The 19,017-nt window shown below is 36.3% G+C and carries 16 protein-coding genes and 1 pseudogene; 10 read left to right on the forward strand and 7 right to left on the reverse strand.

Features of this window, described 5'->3' with window-relative positions:
* Window positions 1-229 precede the first annotated feature (229 nt).
* From K9M53_RS04195 to K9M53_RS04205, 3 genes are all read left to right on the forward strand, one after another.
* On the forward strand, window positions 230-1,105 hold the full coding sequence (locus K9M53_RS04195; RefSeq protein WP_224018294.1) for an AbiJ-NTD4 domain-containing protein: 876 nt from the start codon (window positions 230-232) through the stop codon (window positions 1,103-1,105).
* 645 nt (window positions 1,106-1,750) lie between these two features.
* Entirely contained in the window at window positions 1,751-2,467 is a 717-nt protein-coding gene (locus K9M53_RS04200; protein ID WP_224018296.1) for an SDR family NAD(P)-dependent oxidoreductase, read from the forward strand.
* Window positions 2,468-2,578: 111 nt separating this feature from the next.
* The gene (locus K9M53_RS04205) at window positions 2,579-3,235 is read left to right on the forward strand and encodes a putative polyvalent protein kinase domain-containing protein (RefSeq protein ID WP_224018297.1); all 657 of its coding nucleotides are present in this window, start codon (window positions 2,579-2,581) and stop codon (window positions 3,233-3,235) included.
* 3 nt (window positions 3,236-3,238) lie between these two features.
* Here K9M53_RS04205 and K9M53_RS04210 read toward each other — a convergent pair whose 3' ends face one another.
* The 4 genes and pseudogenes from K9M53_RS04210 to K9M53_RS04220 all read right to left on the reverse strand — a co-directional run bounded on the left by K9M53_RS04210 (window position 3,239) and on the right by K9M53_RS04220 (window position 9,123).
* Window positions 3,239-3,589, reverse strand: coding sequence for a response regulator (locus K9M53_RS04210; protein ID WP_224018299.1), 351 nt, complete (start codon window positions 3,587-3,589; stop codon window positions 3,239-3,241).
* Window positions 3,590-3,600: 11 nt separating this feature from the next.
* The gene (locus K9M53_RS16175) at window positions 3,601-4,233 is read right to left on the reverse strand and encodes a sensor histidine kinase (RefSeq protein WP_390687758.1); all 633 of its coding nucleotides are present in this window, start codon (window positions 4,231-4,233) and stop codon (window positions 3,601-3,603) included.
* 87 nt (window positions 4,234-4,320) lie between these two features.
* Window positions 4,321-7,563 (reverse strand): annotated as a pseudogene (locus tag K9M53_RS04215) (response regulator); the annotation flags it as partial.
* A 159-nt stretch (window positions 7,564-7,722) separates the two neighbouring features.
* Complete coding sequence (locus tag K9M53_RS04220) at window positions 7,723-9,123, reverse strand: T9SS type A sorting domain-containing protein (RefSeq protein WP_224018303.1); 1,401 nt, start codon at window positions 9,121-9,123, stop codon at window positions 7,723-7,725.
* A 17-nt stretch (window positions 9,124-9,140) separates the two neighbouring features.
* Between K9M53_RS04220 and K9M53_RS04225 the strand changes: the two genes are divergently transcribed.
* The 4 genes from K9M53_RS04225 to K9M53_RS04240 all read left to right on the forward strand — a co-directional run bounded on the left by K9M53_RS04225 (window position 9,141) and on the right by K9M53_RS04240 (window position 11,388).
* Window positions 9,141-9,419: a hypothetical protein gene (locus K9M53_RS04225; RefSeq protein ID WP_224018305.1), complete on the forward strand. Its 279-nt coding sequence runs from the start codon at window positions 9,141-9,143 to the stop codon at window positions 9,417-9,419.
* Window positions 9,420-9,484: 65 nt separating this feature from the next.
* Complete coding sequence (locus K9M53_RS04230; RefSeq protein ID WP_224018307.1) at window positions 9,485-10,216, forward strand: YHYH protein; 732 nt, start codon at window positions 9,485-9,487, stop codon at window positions 10,214-10,216.
* Complete coding sequence (locus K9M53_RS04235) at window positions 10,188-10,769, forward strand: toxin-antitoxin system YwqK family antitoxin (RefSeq protein WP_224018309.1); 582 nt, start codon at window positions 10,188-10,190, stop codon at window positions 10,767-10,769. The genes K9M53_RS04230 and K9M53_RS04235 overlap by 29 nt, the downstream gene beginning before the upstream one ends.
* Entirely contained in the window at window positions 10,741-11,388 is a 648-nt protein-coding gene (locus tag K9M53_RS04240; RefSeq protein ID WP_224018312.1) for an SCO family protein, read from the forward strand. Before K9M53_RS04235 ends, K9M53_RS04240 begins: the two co-directional genes overlap by 29 nt.
* A 2-nt stretch (window positions 11,389-11,390) precedes the next feature.
* Here K9M53_RS04240 and K9M53_RS04245 read toward each other — a convergent pair whose 3' ends face one another.
* Window positions 11,391-12,398, reverse strand: coding sequence for a LuxE/PaaK family acyltransferase (locus K9M53_RS04245; RefSeq protein WP_224018314.1), 1,008 nt, complete (start codon window positions 12,396-12,398; stop codon window positions 11,391-11,393).
* Window positions 12,399-12,434: 36 nt separating this feature from the next.
* Between K9M53_RS04245 and K9M53_RS04250 the strand changes: the two genes are divergently transcribed.
* From K9M53_RS04250 to K9M53_RS04260, 3 genes are all read left to right on the forward strand, one after another.
* Window positions 12,435-12,887 (forward strand): hypothetical protein, encoded by a 453-nt coding sequence (locus K9M53_RS04250; RefSeq protein WP_224018316.1) that lies wholly within the window; start codon window positions 12,435-12,437, stop codon window positions 12,885-12,887.
* Window positions 12,888-13,011: 124 nt separating this feature from the next.
* Complete coding sequence (locus tag K9M53_RS04255; RefSeq protein WP_224018318.1) at window positions 13,012-13,728, forward strand: UbiA prenyltransferase family protein; 717 nt, start codon at window positions 13,012-13,014, stop codon at window positions 13,726-13,728.
* A 95-nt stretch (window positions 13,729-13,823) separates the two neighbouring features.
* The gene (locus K9M53_RS04260; RefSeq protein ID WP_224018320.1) at window positions 13,824-14,930 is read left to right on the forward strand and encodes a M42 family metallopeptidase; all 1,107 of its coding nucleotides are present in this window, start codon (window positions 13,824-13,826) and stop codon (window positions 14,928-14,930) included.
* 43 nt (window positions 14,931-14,973) lie between these two features.
* Here the strand turns inward: K9M53_RS04260 and K9M53_RS04265 are convergent, their stop codons facing one another.
* Both K9M53_RS04265 and K9M53_RS04270 read right to left on the reverse strand, forming a co-directional pair.
* Window positions 14,974-16,476, reverse strand: coding sequence for a glycosyltransferase family protein (locus K9M53_RS04265; RefSeq protein WP_224018322.1), 1,503 nt, complete (start codon window positions 16,474-16,476; stop codon window positions 14,974-14,976).
* A 27-nt stretch (window positions 16,477-16,503) separates the two neighbouring features.
* On the reverse strand, window positions 16,504-19,011 hold the full coding sequence (locus tag K9M53_RS04270; RefSeq protein ID WP_224018324.1) for a TonB-dependent receptor: 2,508 nt from the start codon (window positions 19,009-19,011) through the stop codon (window positions 16,504-16,506).
* Between the last annotated feature and the right edge of the window lie 6 nt (window positions 19,012-19,017).

The following is a 19,017-nucleotide window of genomic DNA, read 5'->3' on the forward strand; positions in this document are numbered from 1 at the left end:
GTAGAGGTTGATATTTGATAAGAAAAATAAAGGAGATGATGTATATCAACTATTGGGGAGGGAGAGATGTGATTGAAGATAATTTTTGGAAAAGGAGAATGTTAAGGCTTGATGTGATTAGTGTTATAAACAATGTGAAATGTACACTATTAAAAGGCGGGGGTGAGGGAAGTGCTTTTTTTGTAGCTAATGCCGAATATCATAAATTTATATGTAAGCGGCAACTCTTATGACAGCAAATAATGATAACTTACCATTCTCAAAACGTTATGGTTACGAACCAGTAGAACTTCCATTTCAAGTTGACAATATTAACGACGCATTGCGAATTGACTTATGGAATTCGTTTTATCTGTTTATTCATAGCCCACTAGAAGAATATGGATATGGCAAAAGTCAACACAGAAGAATTTATCAATTAGCTTGGCTTTACTTTTTCAGGAAACCATTTGACGATTTTCCCAATCAAGACTATGAATTAGCAGACTTAGTAAGAAAGCATATTGAAAAAGGGCTTTGGTATAAAGTGTATGAATTTTTTGAATTCGTCTTTAATCATGTAGAGAGAAGCGATATTTATAATATAGAAGGATTCATTAAATATGTTGACGACACATTACAAATTAATCATTCAGGATTTAGACTTGTAGACAAAAAATTTATTCCGGTGACTAATGAAACTGAGATTACCGAAATTGAACAAGTAAAAGATTCTGCAACCGAATTTGGGCTTTTTGGAATTCAAGAACATCTAAATTCTGCTTTAGAGTTGATTTCGAAAAAACCAAAGCCTGATTTGAAAAATGTAATAAAGGAAAGCATCTCAATGGTAGAGGTTATCAGTAGACTTATTGAACCAACTGAAAACACTCTTGGGAAAGCTTTAAATAAATTGGAAACCAATCAAAAGATTAATCCAACTTTAAAGTTAGCATTTGAAAAATTGTATGCTTACACAAATGGAAAGAATGGCATAAGACATGCTCTAATGGAGAACGAAAACATAAGCATTGAAGACGCCAGATTTTTTCTAATTGCGTGTTCAGCCTTCACAAATTATCTTATTGGCAAAGCTAATAATGAGAAGTTATTAAATTCTGTGTAGCAGAGTATGCTGCTAACAAAGGTTTTATACAAGTTGGGCATTTTCGTTCCGGCGGGATTTTCACACTAAAACTGTAACTTTTTCTTTTAATGTTATTAGGAGGAATGATAGCGATGATGATGATGTGGGTGAAAAATCTATCTATCCCGAACTTTTAACTCGTCTCGGCGGGCGGGTCATAGTTGATGTTTAAATACTTTTGTTGAGTATACAATGAAAACTTCGCTGAGACAGAAGATGTTGTTGATCAAGGGGCGGGAAGGGTTCAAGTTTTGGCAGACGAAATGAAGAAAACAAAAGACTTTATTTCTGATGGAACTAAATTATACAATAGCAATATGCAATTTAATAATCAACGTTATCTTAATGTTTTTTCTATTATTGTTTCAGTATTGATAATTTTCGATATTAGCACGCTTCACGTTAGTTCATTATTAGGATTCGTTTTTGTTGCAATGTATATTGTTATACTGGCGGCTATAATTTTAGGAATATATTATTTAAGAATAATGATTACTAAGAAAATTACGCTTCGAAAATTTTTACTGTACATTGTTATAATTCTCGCTCTTACAGTACTTCTTATCGGGTTTTCAGTAATGCATATTTTTCCCGATGGACATGATTAAATCCTCAAATCCATACATGAAAAAAGCAATTATCATTGGCGCAACATCAGGAATTGGTAGAGAGCTAGCCATCATATTAGCAGACAATAATTATGTTGTTGGAATAACCGGCAGAAGAAAACAGTTGTTGGATGAATTAAAAGATACAAGACCGGATCATTTTATTGTTTCAGCTTTTGATGTAACGGAAACACTTGCCGTTACAAAAAAGCTGGATGAATTAGCTGCTGATCTTGGTAAGGTTGATCTGGTAATATTAAGTTCGGGGACAGGAGAATTAAATGAACAGCTTGATCTTGCTATAGAGAAAGAAACATTGGATGTAAATGTTACCGGCTTTACAGCAATTGCCAATTGGACGATCAAGTATTTTCTTCAACAAAAACAAGGACAGTTTGCTGCTATTACTTCCATTGCAGGGCTTCGTGGCAGCAGGCATGCACCTGCTTATAACGCTACAAAAGCATTTCAAATAAATTATTTAGAAGGGCTGAGACAGAAAATAAAAAGATCAAAACTTCCTATCACTATAACAGATATACGACCGGGATTTGTAGACACCGCCATGGCAAAAGGAGAGGGAAAGTTTTGGGTGGCTCCTGTTACAAAAGCTTCTAAACAAATATTGAATGCAATTGAAAACAGAAAGCGCATAGTGTATGTTACAAAGCGCTGGAGAATTATTGCATTTGTTTTACGGCTGATACCAACAGGATTGTACAGTAAAATGTAAAAGGCTTTTTTAGTTATTCTAATTAAAGGCGTTCGTTAATTGGAGCGTATCTATGTCAGTAGAACTGCAAACCATTTTAGCTTTTAGATATTTTTTATAAATTTGTTTAAAATGTACAATGATGATACAAAAAAGGAACTTGAAAATATCGTTCGAGGAAGCATCCTTAAGGGGGACGGAAATCATTGCACGACAATCCGCAACTTCTTATGCGCAAGCTTTGGCGCAAGTACAACAGTTAAAAAAGAATTCGAAAGTAAACTCCTCATCAAAAAAGAGCAGGAATCAAGCTTAAGAAACTACGCTACTACTCATCAGCTTTGGATTGATCATCTACCCGGACAATATCTTACAAAAGGTGGCGAATCTAAAGTGTATCTCGATATTCAAACTTCTTCTGTAATCAAAATTAATGATGCAGTTTATTATGCTACATGGCTGGAATATTTTAATAGCTTGATATTGCATAATCTTATTTTTAAAGATACATCCTACAGTTTGATTGGATTTATTGATATTGAAAATGTATTCTATGCAGTGGTGAAACAACCTTTCATTATTGCAGAAGGACAGGCCTCATTGGATGATATTCGCAGCTTTTTAGAATATAATGGATTCCAAAATGTAAAACGGCAAGACTACATTAATAAAGAATATGGTTTGATACTGGAAGACATGCACGATGAAAATGTTCTTCTAAATTCGGAAAAGCTGTTTTTTATCGATACCGTTTTTTATATTGTTGCAGAAAATTACTCTACACCTTAAAGATTACTTTATAAATCTTTGAACCGTACTAACCACTTCACTTATTTTAAATGGCTTACTGATAAATGCATTGGCGCCTGCCTCCATACAGGATACTTCGGCTGCAGGTGAAGCAGACATCATTATTACGGGAATATGGTTGGTTGCAGGATTTTCTTTTATTGTTTTACATATATCCTGTCCTGACTTTCCTGAAAGATAAACATCCATCAATATAACATCCGGCTGAATAGACAGATTTTCTATTGTCAGATCACTTACTCCTAAAACATTAAAGCCTCTTCTGTTCAATAACAGTTCTAAAGCCAGGCGTATATCTTTATCATCTTCTACAATAAGTACTGAATTTTCCATAAATCATGGTTTTAAAGTTTGGGCATGGTAAAATAAAAAGTAGATCCTTTTCCTTTTTCACTGTGTACATTAATGGTACCATTATGCTGCTTTACTATTTCAGCAGCAATATATAAGCCAATTCCAAAGCCGGCAAAGGTTTTTTCTGTTTGTCCTTCTACTCTATAAAAGCGTTCAAATATCTTATCCAAATATTCTGATTGTATTCCAATGCCAAAATCCTGTACAGAAACAGTTACCGAATTATTATCTGTTGCTATATTAATAAGCACTTTTTCTGCCATTGGCGAATACTTGATAGCGTTGGTAAGCAAATTCAAAAATACCTGGTTCAACTTTTCTTTATCTGCATACACATTGCAATGTTGCGCCCCGGTTACAATTACTTTATGAGAAGTAGTGGGCTGCATGATCTTTGCACTTTCATGAATGAGCACTGCCAAATCAAATTCCTTCCTGTTCAATACAAAACGATGCGTATCAATTCTTGTAACATCCAATAAATTATTTAACAGCTCACTTAAGTTTTTCAATTGATTGTGCACGGTATCTAATGAAGAGCTAAGAAAAGTATCTTCTGATTGGGCATAGTTCTCTAAAAGCATTTCGATATAAATACCAATAGAAGTTAATGGTGTTTTCAATTCATGACTGGCAATGCCAATAAAATCGTCCTTATCCCTTAATAGCTTTCGTAAGGCTTCTTCTGTTTGCTTACGTTCTATCAGGTCTGCTGCCTGTCTTGCCAATAGATCCATAAAACGTAATTCCCTTTCTGTAGGTTGATAATGCGTAACCCAGTGCGTACTCATCATACCAATTGGTTTTCCTGCACGTGTAACCAATGGTATTGACAAAGCTGAAAGATAACCGGCTTCTACATGCATGCGTAAGGAACCATCAGGATCCTGGTCTTCTGGCACATCAAAATTGATAAGCGTACGTTCATTATTTGATAATGCTATACCGCAGGAGGTATTAGAAGCGGCGCTTACACGCCGAAAATGTTCTGTTACTTCCGGCTTAAAACCATGTGTGGCAATGATAACAAGCTCTTTTGTTTTTTCATCTAACATCTGGACAGTGCCTGCCTGTGCTTTGGCAAGCTTCATAGATGTGTTGTTTATTTCATTCAACAATGTTTCAATATCATTTTCAGAAATAAGCCGTACACTCAATTCATGCAATAGCTTTGTATCGTGCAGATCAGCAGTTATCATTTCCTCTGCATGCGCACGCTCTAACTTATTCCATATTCGCCTGCTGGTCTCTACCATTAATGTTATTTCTTCTTCCTGCCAATGATAAGGAGCTTCATGATAGATGCCAAGTATAAATTGCCAATCGCCATTTTGTATTACCGGAACATTTATTAAAGAGCCAATATGCAATGCAGCCAACCGTTCCTTATCTGTAACTCTAGGATCTGTTTTAGCATCGTTGATCACAATAGGTTTTCCCTGTAACATTAGTTGCTGAAACTCTTCGCTTATATAATCTGATATGCGGTATTTGCCAATAAGACTCAATCCCGGTTCTTTGTGCCAATCGGCGGCAACATCTACTTCATCCTTATCGACATTTACTTTTACGAAAGTGCATACAGAAGCGCCGTTCAACTGATTTACCATTTTTCCGAAAGTCTGCATTATTTCGGCAGAACTTTTTAGATCAAGTATGCTTTTGCTTAATGATGCAAGAAAGGCGGCACTTTCTTCTGTTTTTTTAAGATTTTCAAATGCTTCTTCACGGGTATTGGCATTTTTAATATTTGCTTTTATTCTTGCAATAAGTTCCCTGGAAGAAAAAGGTTTAATGAGATAATCCTCAGCACCTACTTCCCATCCTTCTAATTTGGATTCTTCGCCTGCACGTGCTGTAATTAAGATAACAGGGATAAGCGTAGTTGCTTTAGTGTTCTTGATTTCTGTGAGCAATTGTATGCCGTCCATTTCAGGCATCATTATATCACTCAGGATTAGTGTAGGCTTATTGTCTTTTATTTTCTTTAATGCATCTACGCCGTTTGTTGCCGTGATGGTATTAAAATGATTGGATAATAATGATTGAATATGTTCTCTCATATCTGCATTGTCATCTACTATCATTATTAACGGGAGCTTTTCTTTTGCTGCTATAGAAGGTTTGTCTTCAGCATTGTCAAGAAAGAAACTCATTTCATCGATATAAACATTCGACTCATTATTATTGAAAGATGTGACAGCAAACTCCTGAACACCGTTCTGTTTTGCTGTTTGTTCAGCCAACGGAATTTTTATTGTAAAGGTGGAACCCTTGCCGATCTTGCTTTCAACAGTGATAAAACCATTTAGCAATTGCACATACTCTTTTACAATTGCCAGTCCAATGCCTGTTCCTTCATAATTTCTGCCTGCAGAATTTTCAATGCGATGAAAGCGATCAAATATATAAGGTAACTGGGTTTCGGCGATGCCTACCCCGGTATCTTTTACTTTCAATATTGCGTAGCCTGTTTCAGACGTTAATTCCAATGCTATTTTTCCTTGTAAGGTATATTTGAATGCGTTGGATAAAAGATTAAAAATAATTTTCTCCCACATCTGCGTATCAACATATACAGGCGGAATTGCTTTTTTGTCTTCAACAATTAACTCAAGCCCGGCTCTTTCAATGATCACACGAAAGTTAGAAGCAAGGTTCCTGGTTAACGTCGAAATATCTACCAATGAAAAATTGATCTGTTGCCTGCCGGCTTCCAACCTGCTAAAATCGAGTAAGGTATTTACAAGTCGTAAAAGGCGTAATGCATTTCGATGACAGGTATTGATGATCTGCTTATCGGCATCGTTGAGATTTTTTTGATGACTGTTTAACAGTTCTTCTAATGGTCCCAATATTAATGTTAGCGGTGTACGAAACTCATGACTGATATTAGAGAAGAATACCGTTTTTGCTTTGTCTATCTGCTCCAATGCTTCTGCTCTTTTCCGTTCTTCATCAAATGCATTGGCATTGGTAATGGCTGTAGAAACCTGTGTTGCCAATATCTGGAAGAAACTTTTATAAGAATCTGTAAATTCCAGGTAAGGACTTATGCCTGCAATAATTATTCCTTCATACTGATGTGTTTTGTTGGATGGTATCGGGATGATGGCAGCATTATTCAGATCAGAAGATTCTGTTTGTTTGCTTAAATCAGAAAGACTTATTGTTTCTATATTACCTGTTGCAAATGCCCGGTTATAAATTGCTGAACTTTTATCGCCGGATAGCTCGATCTTTAAAGGTGTTTTTTGTTCATTTTTTTGAATACCGGCTGAGCTTGCGAGATAAAGGTGTTTATTGTCTTCACTAAGGAGATAGAATAATGCAAAGGGAATATCTTTTGTATGATTGGAAATTGTTTTGGCACACAAAACGCATGCTTCTTCTTTTACTTTGGCTTCACTTGCTACAGCAGCCAGGTCTCTTAAAACTTTCAGCCGGCGTTCACTTAATATCTTTTCGGTTATTTCAGTTACTGTGGCAAGTACTCCACCGATCTTAGTGAAAGCAAGCTCATCCGGTACAGGACTGTAGGCTATTGTAAAATGTGTTTCTTCTAAAAAATTATTTCTTTTGATCTCCAGCATTATATCGTCCATCCATGTGGCATCGCCTCCATTATAAGGCGCATCAATTAAAGGTTGAAGAACATGCCATATCTCGGACCAACAGATCCTTACAGGTTTGCCCAATGCCCAAGGATGTTTGCTGCCAAGTACAGGAATATAAGCATCGTTGTAAATTGAAATATAATCATCGCCCCACCAAAGCAACATGGGAAAACTATTAGACAACATAATGCTAACGGTGGTACGCAAACTTTGAGACCAGGAATCTACACTGCCTAATGGCGTTTGAGACCAATCAAAGTTGCGGATCCTTTCCTGCATTTCTCCATTGGATGATAAAAAGGTAAACTGATCTTTTAAAGCTTCACTTGTCCCCATTTTTGAAAAGATTCACTAATAAACTGATACAAATTGTAAGTAAAAGTTATGAAAAAAAACAACTTGACACAAAAATAATAGTCACAAAATCTTTCGAATAAAACAAAAAGCTGCCGGTAAATTCACCGACAGCTTTTACTACATATTTGGGTTTCAGAGTTACTCTTTTATAAAGCGGCTGCTTAGTACTTGTTTACCATCTGTTAATTGAATAAAGTAAGAACCACTGTTGAGCGTTTCTACATTTATTGTTTGCCCGGTTTTCCAGCTTTGATTTTTTATTGCAGCGCCGCTTTGGTTATAGATCGTTATTCTTCCTTCAGCTAAAGATGTTTTGAGTTTAATTGTATTGCTGCTTCCGGATAAAAGATTCGGCAATAGTTGTAAGCTCCCTGTTGTACCTGCATTATCTGTAAGCTTAACAATATTACTCAGAGTTGCTTTTCCATCTACATCTATTGTTTTAATGCGATAATAACCGGTTGCATCATTCAATGTTGCATCTGTAAAATGATAGTTGTTATTACCATTACCAACAGCGGTTATAGTTCCTATAGAAGTGAACGTATTGCCATCTGTTGATCTTTCTATTTGCATTTCTTTAGTGTTGATCTCATTATTGGTTGACCAATCTAAAACAGCTGCATGATTAGTTACATTGCCGGTGAATGAAATCATCTTTAAAGGAAGAATAATGTTTGATACTATGTTTTGTAACACTAAATGATCTACTTCCATAAAAGCGCCACCGGTTGGTGTAATAGTGAAAGAACTAATTCCTTTTAAGTAAGCGGCATTTGCATTATTAGCTATATCAATGAATGTTGTTTTTTGTTCTGTATTTGTTGTGGGGAAGGAAACGGTAATCGATCCTTTAGAACTGGAAATAACATAATCAGTAGCATCTCCATTTTCGCTATCCAAATAAAAACCGTTGAGGTCAAATTTATTATTGCCTTGTATAGCAAATGTAACAGCAGACTCTTTACTATTCATACCAAAATACAATCCTTCACTGCCAATGCGTCCGCCACCATCGCTAAAGCCATCGACAGAAGAGCGGTAAACAGAATCATCAACAGAAGTAATTTGCATAGAAGAACCTGATGTTGTATTCGTTGCTATTAAGTTGCGTGTGCCAAAGCCTGTATAAGTACCGGAAGCAGCTTCAAAATCATATACTGCTCCTGTGCCCGATAAAGCAAGGGTGGTAAAAGTTTTAGCAGTACTGGAATAAATAGTGGTCATGCCAAGTATACAATAAGCTCTTACATAAACTAAAGTACCCGGAGGAAATACTCCGGCATTTGTCATACTCCAGGTAGTACCGTTGCCTGATCCCATTACTATCTTATTATTCGAAGTAGTAGGAGTATTGTTAGTGGTACTCCATACAATTCCTTTTTCTACATAGGTAGTGTTAACGTTAACGCTGCCTCCCAAAGTAGCAGTAACATTTGTAATAGAAGAAGGAGTTGTGGTGGTAACTAAAGGTGAAGGGGACGCAAAAGATGTTACAACATATAATGCTGTTAGCATGCTTGCAATAAGCTTTTTCATAAAAGGATATAGTTTTAATGGTTGTTTTACAACGCAATAGTTGCCTTTTTATTGTATTATTTGCTACGGGAGCACCGAAAATTAATACGCACTGGCATAATTATAGTGGTACCGGTAGTATGAACGACAAACAAATTTTCATTACTATCATTGTAATTATTGCAGCCGTTGCATTGCTTATTTTATTGATCATTAAAAATAAGAAGGATCGAAAAAAACTCTTTCCTCCAACCTCTTTGGAAGATGCAGTAAAAGAGCAAATAATAGAAGATGAAATGAAGCGGGATGTAATATAAGTTTACAGGCAACGAAATCATACGTAGAATCGTCTTGGTTTATTATCTTTATTAAAATCTCTTATATGCTAAAACGATTTTGCTATTTGCTGCCTGCGGCGCTATTTGTTATTGCAAGCTGCAGCAAGAATAATACTACTACCAGCACTGTTCCTGATGTTTATAAAAAGATCTATGGCGCTTCGGATATCTATGTAGATGGTGATTATGTAATAATTAAATCAACCGGTTTACCCGATCATAAAAGTCCGTATTACCAGGGCACACAATGGAGTGATAAGTATGAGGCGTACAATGGCACCAATCCTAACTGGAACCAGAATCCTAATAAAATTGCGCAGTTCAATTATACGTTTAAAATTCCTTTGCATCCTGCAGAAGCGTCTACGCATGCTTCCACACCCGGCGGACCAATTGGTGTTTCGCTAAATGGTGTACCGTTCTTTAATCAATATGCGGCAATGAATGCACCGCTTACCAATGAAATAAATTCTTTTGATCAATACGGAGGTCATCCGCAACAGCAAGGTGGTTATCATTATCATGTAGAGCCTTATTATTTAACTACTACTAAAGGGGATACTTCTTTGTTAGGTTTTTTGTTAGACGGGTTTCCTGTATATGGACCTGTTGAAAATAACAAAACCATTACGGATGCTGACCTGGATGCTTATCATGGTCACTTTGGCGTAACAGCCGATTATCCCAATGGCATTTATCATTATCATACTACTACCGAAAGTCCTTACATAAACGGCAGCGGATTTTATGGAACCGAAGGAACCGTTACGCAATAGCATTTTTATTTTTTTATTGATCGTGCTGACTCAATGCAATACCAGGCAGTCAGCATCTTTGTTATCATTAAATGCAGACAGTGTTGCTATACTTACTAAAGAAGGCAGCACATATGTTAACGGTAATCTTTTTTCAGGAAAACTATTTACGCTGTATGCGAATAAGGATACAAGCGAAATAAGGAATTATGTGGATGGAAAAGAAACAGGTGAATGGAAAGAATTTTATGAGAATAAACAATTAAAAGAAATTCGCTATTTCGATAACGGAAAGAAGCAAGGAAAATATGTAGCGTGGTGGGAGAATGGTAAACAGAAACTGGAATATAATTTTTTGAATGATGAATACGATGGCGTTTGCAGGGAATGGTCATCCACGGGAATGCTTACAAAAGAAATGAACTATGTGGCAGGGCATGAAAGCGGTACCGAGAGAACCTGGTTTGATGACGGTTCTGTAAAATCGAACTATGTTATTAAGAATGGAAGACGATATGGATTATTGGGCACTAAAAATTGTGTGAATGTTACAGACAGTGTTTTTAAAAAATAGTTGGTTGATCGGTTGCATCATTCTTCTCTCTTGCAACAGTACAGCAAAGCATCTCCCTTATTACAATACACCGGATTTTACTCCAATCTTTATTGATGATGAAACTAAGGTAGCAGAAAAGATTCCTCATATAATTACTGATTTTTCTTTCACGGATCAAAACAATAAAACCATTTCTCAATCTGGTATTGAAGGGAAAATTCATATAGCTAATTTTTTCTTTACAAGTTGTGGAAGTATATGTCCTGTGCTGATGCATAACATGGATAGTGTAAGTGTTGCATTTAAAAACGATACCAATGTTGTGTTACTTTCTTACAGTGTCACGCCATGGATCGACAGTGTACAGAAATTAAAGAAATATACCGATCTAAATGGATACACATCACCTCAATGGCATTTATTAACCGGCAATAAAGCAGCTATTTACGACTTTGCAAGACGTTCTTATTTTGCAGAAGAGCAAACAGGTTATACAAAAGACAGTGCTGATTTTTTACATACGGAACATATTGTATTGGTAGATAAAACGAGGCGCATCCGTGGAATTTACAATGGTACTTTGCGATTAGAAATGCAGCAACTTATTGAAGATATAAAAGAGCTGGAGAAAGAATAATGTTACAGACTTAGTAAACTACATCCCCGAATATCACTATTGTCCAGGCGCCCTAAAATTTCAAAACTATTATCAGGAAATAATTGCCCGGCATCATCCGTAGCAATAAAGGAGCAGGAATAAATATTGGCAAGGTCAATAATATTTACGGCACCTTTAAAAGGCTTATTAGTAGATGAATGTATTGCCAAAGGGTCATCTTCATCACGTATCAAAACCTTCATCCAAGGCGGGCAATTAAAAATTCCATTGTTTAAAGCATAAGCCTGGCTTAATAATTCTGTCATGCCATATTCAGAATGTATTTGCGATACGCCAAAGCTGTTCTTTAAAATAGTATGTACTTCCCGTCTTGTTAATTCTTCTCTTCTTCCCTTCATGCCGCCGGTTTCTATAATAACAGTATTACTCAAAGGCATGGAGTATTTTTCTGCAAAATCGAGCAAGGCAAAGGTTACTCCAATTAATATTGTTTTTTGATGTTGTCTTTCCAGGTCCAGCAATGTGGTACGTAATTCATTTAGCTCGTTTAAGTAAAAGCCACTACGTGGATGCTTGCTTGCTTTGATCAGGCTATCTGCCATCACCACTAAAGAGGAATTGTTTCTTTCTAAATAAGATGGTAATAAAGCCAGGATGCAATAATCATCGGGCTTACCGTAAAACAATTGAAAAGTATGACTAAAGCTCTCTTTATATAAGTTATTGTTCTTAATAAAATGTTTGCTATTGATGGTTTGTGTAGTGCCGCTGCTTTCAAAAATGGCTTCGGGTTCAAACGCAGTGGTAGTTACTTCATGTGTTTTAAAAAAGCTGATGGGCAAGAACGGGATCTGTTCAACGCTTGTTATCTTATTTATCTCAATATTGAAGGTGTCGCAATACCGTTGATACAATTCATTGTTAAAATACTGAAACTGGAATACCTCTAATGCCATTGTAAAAAAATCATCTTCTTTTACTGAAAATATTTTTTTCTCCAGGTCGATATTTTTAAAAGGGGTATTCAATTTGTATCGTTAAATTTGGATAATTATTCAGCAAAGATGCGATACATATTTTTAATAACACTTTTTTGCCTGTTTCTAATTAGTTGCAGTAAAGATAGTTCTCAGCAAAAGCCAACATTAACGTTTGAATCGGTGAATACAACCGTTTTGGAACGTGGACAATACATTCAATTTACACTAGGCTTTACCGATCCAACCGGTCAGTTTAAAAGTGATTCTGCGATCTATGTACGCAAAGTTGTTCCTCAATGCCCGGAAGACAGTGTGTTGAAAGATTGGTTGCCGTTGCCTGCATTCAATGCGTCGGGCAATACCAAGGGAGATATTTTAGTAACGTACGCTTACGGAACCGGTACACAATATTTGCCTATTGCAGAACCAAAATGTGGAGGAAATGATACTTGTTTTTTTCAATTTGTTTTACAAAATGCAGCAGGCAATATGAGTGATACGGTTAAATCTCCGACCATTGTTATAGTTGCGAACTAAATAGTTTGTTCTGAAAAAGATCTTACATTTTATTCTTTCTCATTCTGTTTTTATTGCACTGTGTGCAGCGGCTCTTAGCTGGCAAACCTTGCTCTTGCTGAATTTGCCCGCCAATATTTTCTTATTGCTATTTATCTTTTTCGCCACATTATCGGGTTATAATGCCTATTGGTTACTAAGTAAGTTTTCTTTTAATAAAACAGCATTATGGGGCTTTGTTAAGAAAGAGATCATTCCGGTAATGATCATTCTGTTATCTATAGCAGGAATGTTTTATTGCCTGCTGCAGCTGCATCTTATCTGGTACAATATTGCCATCACCTTTTTGTTGATGGTATTATATTCAATTCCGTTGTTGCCGATCAGGCAAATTCAGTTCACAAGGAAAGCAGGTGCAGTAAAGACAATTCTGTTGTCGTTAACATGGGCGCATGTAACCACTATGATCCCCTTACAAAAAACGATTGCGCATCTTTCGTTCGCAGAGATCATTATCTACCTTATACATTTTTTGTTTGTGCTGCTGTTGTGTATCATTTTTGATAAACGGGATGTAGCAATGGATAAGATGAAAGGGCTGCATAGCATTGCCACCGATATCAGCGCTAAAGGGTTACATTATATAGTGGTAGTGATCTTTATGCTACTTTCTTTACTAAGTGTATCATTAACTCAATTCGGTATTGCATTTCACCAGTCATCCGGATTGTTGATAACAGCCATTATTACATTCATGGTTTATATATTGTCGCTTAAAAAACGCGGCTATTATTTTTATTATTTTTTAGTAGATGGATTGATGCTTTTTTCAGCGTTGATCACTTATTTGTTGAGTCTTTAAATGAATTGTGAAATCTTTATCGATTTATTAGTCGTCGGTAGATTTTCATTATTAACTATTCACCATTCACTATTTTTGTTATCAAATCAAATCTCATGGCAAAAGCAAAAAAAACAAAGAGTATTTTAACAGAGCAATCGTACAAATTTTTAAAGAATTATATTAATAACCCTTCACCAACAGGTTTTGAAAGCAGCGGACAGAAGATCTGGCTCGAATATATAAAACCATTCACAGATAGTTTTTTTACAGATCCATATGGAACGGCTGTAGGGGTAATAAATCCAACAGCACCGTTTAAAGTAGTTATTGAAGCGCACGCGGATGAAATAAGCTGGTTTGTAAATTATATTTCTGACAACGGGTTGATTTATTTGAAACGCAATGGCGGTGTTGATCACCAGGTAGCGCCTGCAAAACGTGTGCTGATACATGGGAAAAAGGGAGCAGTAAAGGCCGTATTTGGCTGGCCTGCTATACACACAAGAATTGCCAATCCTGATAATAAAGAACCACAACCTAAAGTAGACAACCTGTTTTTAGACTGCGGAGCAAGAAATAAAAAAGAAGTGGAAGCATTGGGGATACATATTGGTGCCGTTGCCACTTATGAGGAAGGATACGAAGAGCTGGCATATGATTATTTAATTGGCCGTGCATTTGATAACCGCATTGGTGGTTTCATGATCGCCGAAGTTGCAAGATTATTAAAAGAAAATAAAAAGAAATTGCCTTTTGGATTGTATGTTGTAAATGCGGTACAGGAAGAAGTTGGTCTACGTGGTGCTGAAATGGTTGCCCGCAGAATAAAGCCTGACGTGGCAATTATTACGGATGTAACGCATGATACAACCACCCCGATGATCAATAAAATTATTGAAGGAGATTGTGCTTGTGGTAAAGGACCATCATTGGCATTTGGTCCTGCAGTACATAATAAGCTATTGAATATTGTACAAACCGTTGCTGAGAAAAATAAAATTCCTGTGCAGATGAGAACTGTAAGCAGAAGCACCGGTACCGATACGGATTCATTTGCATATGCGAATGAAGGGTGTCCTTCTGTACTGATCTCAATTCCGCTGCGTTATATGCACACACCGGTAGAAATGTTGCACAAAGATGATATTGAAAATACGATTAAGCTGATGTATGAAACATTACTAACGTTAACGCCTAAAACAAACCTGAGCTATTTTTAATAAAGGAAGATAATTATAGTAAGGCGGCGATAGCTGCCTTTTTTTATTTACTGAAATGAATGATGGAAGTAACAGAATCATTAACGATATCAAACCAAACTGCTTTCTGCGCATATGTTTGGTCTGCCAGGCGCACTTTTGCATCTTGTAAGTTAGGAGAACCAAAACAAGTGCGTTTAGCATAATACATGATCTGTGGTTCAGCTAATCCATTTTTATAATTAATGTAAACAACTTCGTCTGCGGATGCATTTTCTTTTATGGAATTGCCAATTGTTTTTGCATAATCATAACGCTCACCGTCAAAAGAATAAGCTCCCACCGGGTTAATGTAATAGAACTGTGCAATAGAAAGAATGATGAAAAGTCCAATAATAATGTACGATGTTTTATAATTAGTTGACAATGCCGCAGTACATAGCGAAAGGAATAAGGCACTTTTAAAAACAGCATATTCATGCCCGGAAAATTGAGGGAAAATAAAATGATGCAACAGGCAGGTTGCAACCAATAAAACTATGAAGGAAAAAGCGCCAGGGTGTTGTTTTATTATTGCAGGTCTGATCATCCTTCTGTTTATGATCAATAAGATCAACAATGCAATGAATAAAGGAAGATAGGAGGTAAGATAGTTTTTTAGGATTATCCAATAATAAGAGAACAGGCTGCCTGAATTCTCTTCATTCATTCCTCTATAGTCATACCGCGAATGTAAAAGAGTAAAATAGTTTTTATAACCTACATGATGTCCGTAGACGAGAAATACTATCGCAATGGCCATGATCGTTGAGAGTATTGTAACAATTATATAGTTGCCCCATTGCTTGTCCTTTCTAGATCTGAAAAAAGCATATAATATTGTAATACCGCTCCAAAACACGCAAAGCCAATCACAAAAAATTCCTGTTATCAATAGGATGCCGTATAAAAGCAATCTTTTAAATGTTATGTTGCTCCCATTTTCTATAAAACTTAAAAACACATAGGCTGCTGCTAAAAAGAAAGGGATCGTCATTACTTCATGTACAAAGCCATTTCCAAAATACCAGAGCGAGGCAGGATTGAGCAGGAATAGAATTGTTGCAATGATTGCTTTTGTCGGCATGGCATCACTTTCTTCATTGAACATCTTTTTCGCAATTTTAAAAACAAGTGCCATGGATAGCAAGCATAATAGTATATCAAAAAATTGAAGGGAGAGAGGGCTTGCCGGCAGATGAAAAACCTTAAAAAAATAATAGGGGAATAAAAACCATCCGGGGCCAAAACTCATATACAGATCATCACCATTTACAGAGGTTGTATTTGCATACTTGCTACTGAAAAATTTATCACCTTTATTCGTGTAATTCAATACCGGGCAAAAACCGCTGTATGATGGACCACCGTTTGTATTCCATGTATCAATGCAAACAAGCACCATGCCTGCATTAAATTCATGATGTTTGGAAAGCGGCCTGTTCAAATGCGGATATCGTATAGCAATTGAAAGCAGAAAAAATAAAATCAATAAAACAGCCGGTCGCTTTTTAATGATGTTAAGCATGTGTTGATCTTACGAAATTTATTTCTTCTAAAAAGTTCCTATAATTTTAAAATTCACCAACCGTGGTGTTAAGCGATTGGGGATTGCATACGTAGTGTTTGAAAAATCTTTTACTAATTGATAAGAGATAACATTTGCTCTGTCAATTAAATTAAATACTTCAAAGCTTGCCCAGATGCTTTTAAAACCTGAGAATGGATTGTGGCTGCGGCGTGTGCTTTTTTCATCCAGTAATAATGCGCTGAAACCGATATCTACCCGGATGTATGGATCGATAGTAAGTCCATTACGATATTGCACGCTACCCGGAATATTATAAGGCAAATTGCTTCCTACAATAGTATTCAGGTGTACACGAAAGTTTTTGTTGGTAGATAAATAATCCTGCAAATACAATCCAACAGTAACCAAGCGGTCTGTTGGACGACGTACCCAGCCTAATTTTGTAGGAATTACCTGCGCCACTACCTGGTCTTTTGTAGTCGCTGTAATTACTTCTCCTTCTTTATTTTTATAAACATTGTAATACAGGCTGTCAATGTTTTCCATTGTCTTCATAATACCAATGCTTAACCAGCTTTCTGCATCTTTTATCAATTGAGTGTATAGTCTTGTTTCCAGTCCATACGCATACGCTTTTGCGTTGTTGTTGCCGAAATATTGTATATGCACATTGTCAATGTCATAAGGATTTACATCCCACATATTCTTATAATACACTTCGGTTGTTATACGAAACGGACGATCACTTTTCTTAAAGTTATAATCCATGCCCGCCACTAACTGCAAACTTTTTTGTGATTTTACATTTGGATTGATCAAGCCATCATACCCCCTGTATTCACGATAGAATGGCGGTTGGTAATAAGTACCCGCTGCAAATTTGAATATCATCTCCTTGTTCCAATTCGGCTTAATGCTAAATTGAGCACGCGGTGTAACAAAAAATTCTTTGTTGAATGAATTGTAATTGAATCTTGTGCCTAATTGTAACAATACGCTTTTATTAGTGCGGGAAAGGTTGATATTGTCTTGCAAATAACCGCTGTATTTTTGAATAGAAAGATCTGCAGTAGAATTTAAGAAAGAGTAAATATTATTGGTATTTTGAGCAGGGTCATATGGTAAAGAATAACCGGCGCTGTCCTGAAATTCCCATTGATACAATTTATCCTTGATATTATTTTGTTCAAACGTAAGCCCCCATTGTATAAAATGTTTTCCTGCATCCAGGCTTCCTTTATGACTGAAATTCCAGACATCAATATTTAAAGAATTGCGGGAATAATTTTGATAAAATCCTGCGCCTAGTGGATTGGTGATCTGCCCGAAAGTAGCACTGCTTCTATCAAAGTCTCTTTCACCAAATAAATAGGTGCCGCCAATATCTTCATTCTCTTTTTCATTGTCATTAAAGTAGTTTGCCATCCATCTCAACTTTAATTTTTTAGTAGGCTGATGAATGACAGTAAGCCCGATCATATTGGTATTGTAAGCGTCTTTTTCCTGTCCTTCAAAAAAGATATCCAATCCTAAATTGGCTGTATAAAAAGGAGAAAATACTGAAGACGTTTTTTGTGCTGATTCAGGAATCACGGAAAACCGCGTAGAAGAATAGATACCCAGTAATTCCAATTGCCATTTTTCATTTAGTTTATAAGTAAGATAGCTTTGTATATCGTTGGAAGATGGCGAATAGTTACCTTGTGTTTCCTGCGAGCTTAATAAGTTGCTGTTGTTTTTATTTCGTACTCCCAATAAATAAGTAAAACGATTGTTTTGTGAAGAGCCTTCCAGGTGAATATCCTGTTCCAATAAGCTTAATGAAACAGAGCCACCAAAACTCTTAGGTTTTTTATATTGAATGTCAAGCACGCTACTCATTTTATCTCCGTATTTGGATGAAAAACCGCCATTATAAAAGCTAACATTACGAGCCAGGTCAGGATTGATCAAACTTAATCCTTCCTGCTGTCCATTGTTGACCAGGTAAGGGCGAAAGACTTCGAAATCATTGATATAAATAAGATTCTCATCATAGTTGCCACCGCGTACACTGTATTGAGAAGTAAGTTCGCTGTTGCTGCCTACCAATATTTTAATTAATCCTTCCACACCGCCGATAGTGCTTGGCAACTGCACGGCATTTTTAGGATTGATATCTACTTTGCCCAGTTCTGTACGAATATTCTCGCTGCTAACGGTAACGGCTGTAAGGGTAATGTTTCCCTTTTCCATACGAATACCTACTGTTTCATTTTCATTGGTGCTTAAAAGAAAATTTTTCTGAAAGGTGTTGTATCCTGCACAGGAAAACACCAAAGCAAAAGCTTCATTGGAAGGAACTTTGATCTTAAAATAGCCACTATCGTTTGTAATCTCGCCATGTTTCAGGTTTCCCAAAATAACAACAGATACTTTTGCCAGAGGATTTTCATTCTCATCAACGATCTTTCCGCTAACCGTAGCGAATTTTTTTTGTGCAGCCCCAATTAAAACAAAGAATGATAATACAAGGGTTGTAAGTATTCTCATGGCATG

The organism is Ferruginibacter albus, assembly GCF_020042285.1.
Lineage (GTDB): Bacteria > Bacteroidota > Bacteroidia > Chitinophagales > Chitinophagaceae > Ferruginibacter > Ferruginibacter albus.

What these genes read in the sequence shown, in the direction of transcription:
- K9M53_RS04195 (WP_224018294.1), top strand. Translation starts at nt 230, where the DNA reads ATGACAGCAAATAATGATAACTTACCATTCTCAAAACGTTATGGTTAC.
- K9M53_RS04200 (WP_224018296.1), top strand. Translation starts at nt 1,751, where the DNA reads ATGAAAAAAGCAATTATCATTGGCGCAACATCAGGAATTGGTAGAGAG.
- K9M53_RS04205 (WP_224018297.1), top strand. Translation starts at nt 2,579, where the DNA reads ATGTACAATGATGATACAAAAAAGGAACTTGAAAATATCGTTCGAGGA.
- K9M53_RS04210 (WP_224018299.1), bottom strand. Translation starts at nt 3,589, where the DNA reads ATGGAAAATTCAGTACTTATTGTAGAAGATGATAAAGATATACGCCTG.
- K9M53_RS04220 (WP_224018303.1), bottom strand. Translation starts at nt 9,123, where the DNA reads ATGAAAAAGCTTATTGCAAGCATGCTAACAGCATTATATGTTGTAACA.
- K9M53_RS04225 (WP_224018305.1), top strand. Translation starts at nt 9,141, where the DNA reads ATGGTTGTTTTACAACGCAATAGTTGCCTTTTTATTGTATTATTTGCT.
- K9M53_RS04230 (WP_224018307.1), top strand. Translation starts at nt 9,485, where the DNA reads ATGCTAAAACGATTTTGCTATTTGCTGCCTGCGGCGCTATTTGTTATT.
- K9M53_RS04235 (WP_224018309.1), top strand. Translation starts at nt 10,188, where the DNA reads ATGGAACCGAAGGAACCGTTACGCAATAGCATTTTTATTTTTTTATTG.
- K9M53_RS04240 (WP_224018312.1), top strand. Translation starts at nt 10,741, where the DNA reads ATGTTACAGACAGTGTTTTTAAAAAATAGTTGGTTGATCGGTTGCATC.
- K9M53_RS04250 (WP_224018316.1), top strand. Translation starts at nt 12,435, where the DNA reads ATGCGATACATATTTTTAATAACACTTTTTTGCCTGTTTCTAATTAGT.
- K9M53_RS04260 (WP_224018320.1), top strand. Translation starts at nt 13,824, where the DNA reads ATGGCAAAAGCAAAAAAAACAAAGAGTATTTTAACAGAGCAATCGTAC.
- K9M53_RS04265 (WP_224018322.1), bottom strand. Translation starts at nt 16,476, where the DNA reads ATGCTTAACATCATTAAAAAGCGACCGGCTGTTTTATTGATTTTATTT.
- K9M53_RS04270 (WP_224018324.1), bottom strand. Translation starts at nt 19,011, where the DNA reads ATGAGAATACTTACAACCCTTGTATTATCATTCTTTGTTTTAATTGGG.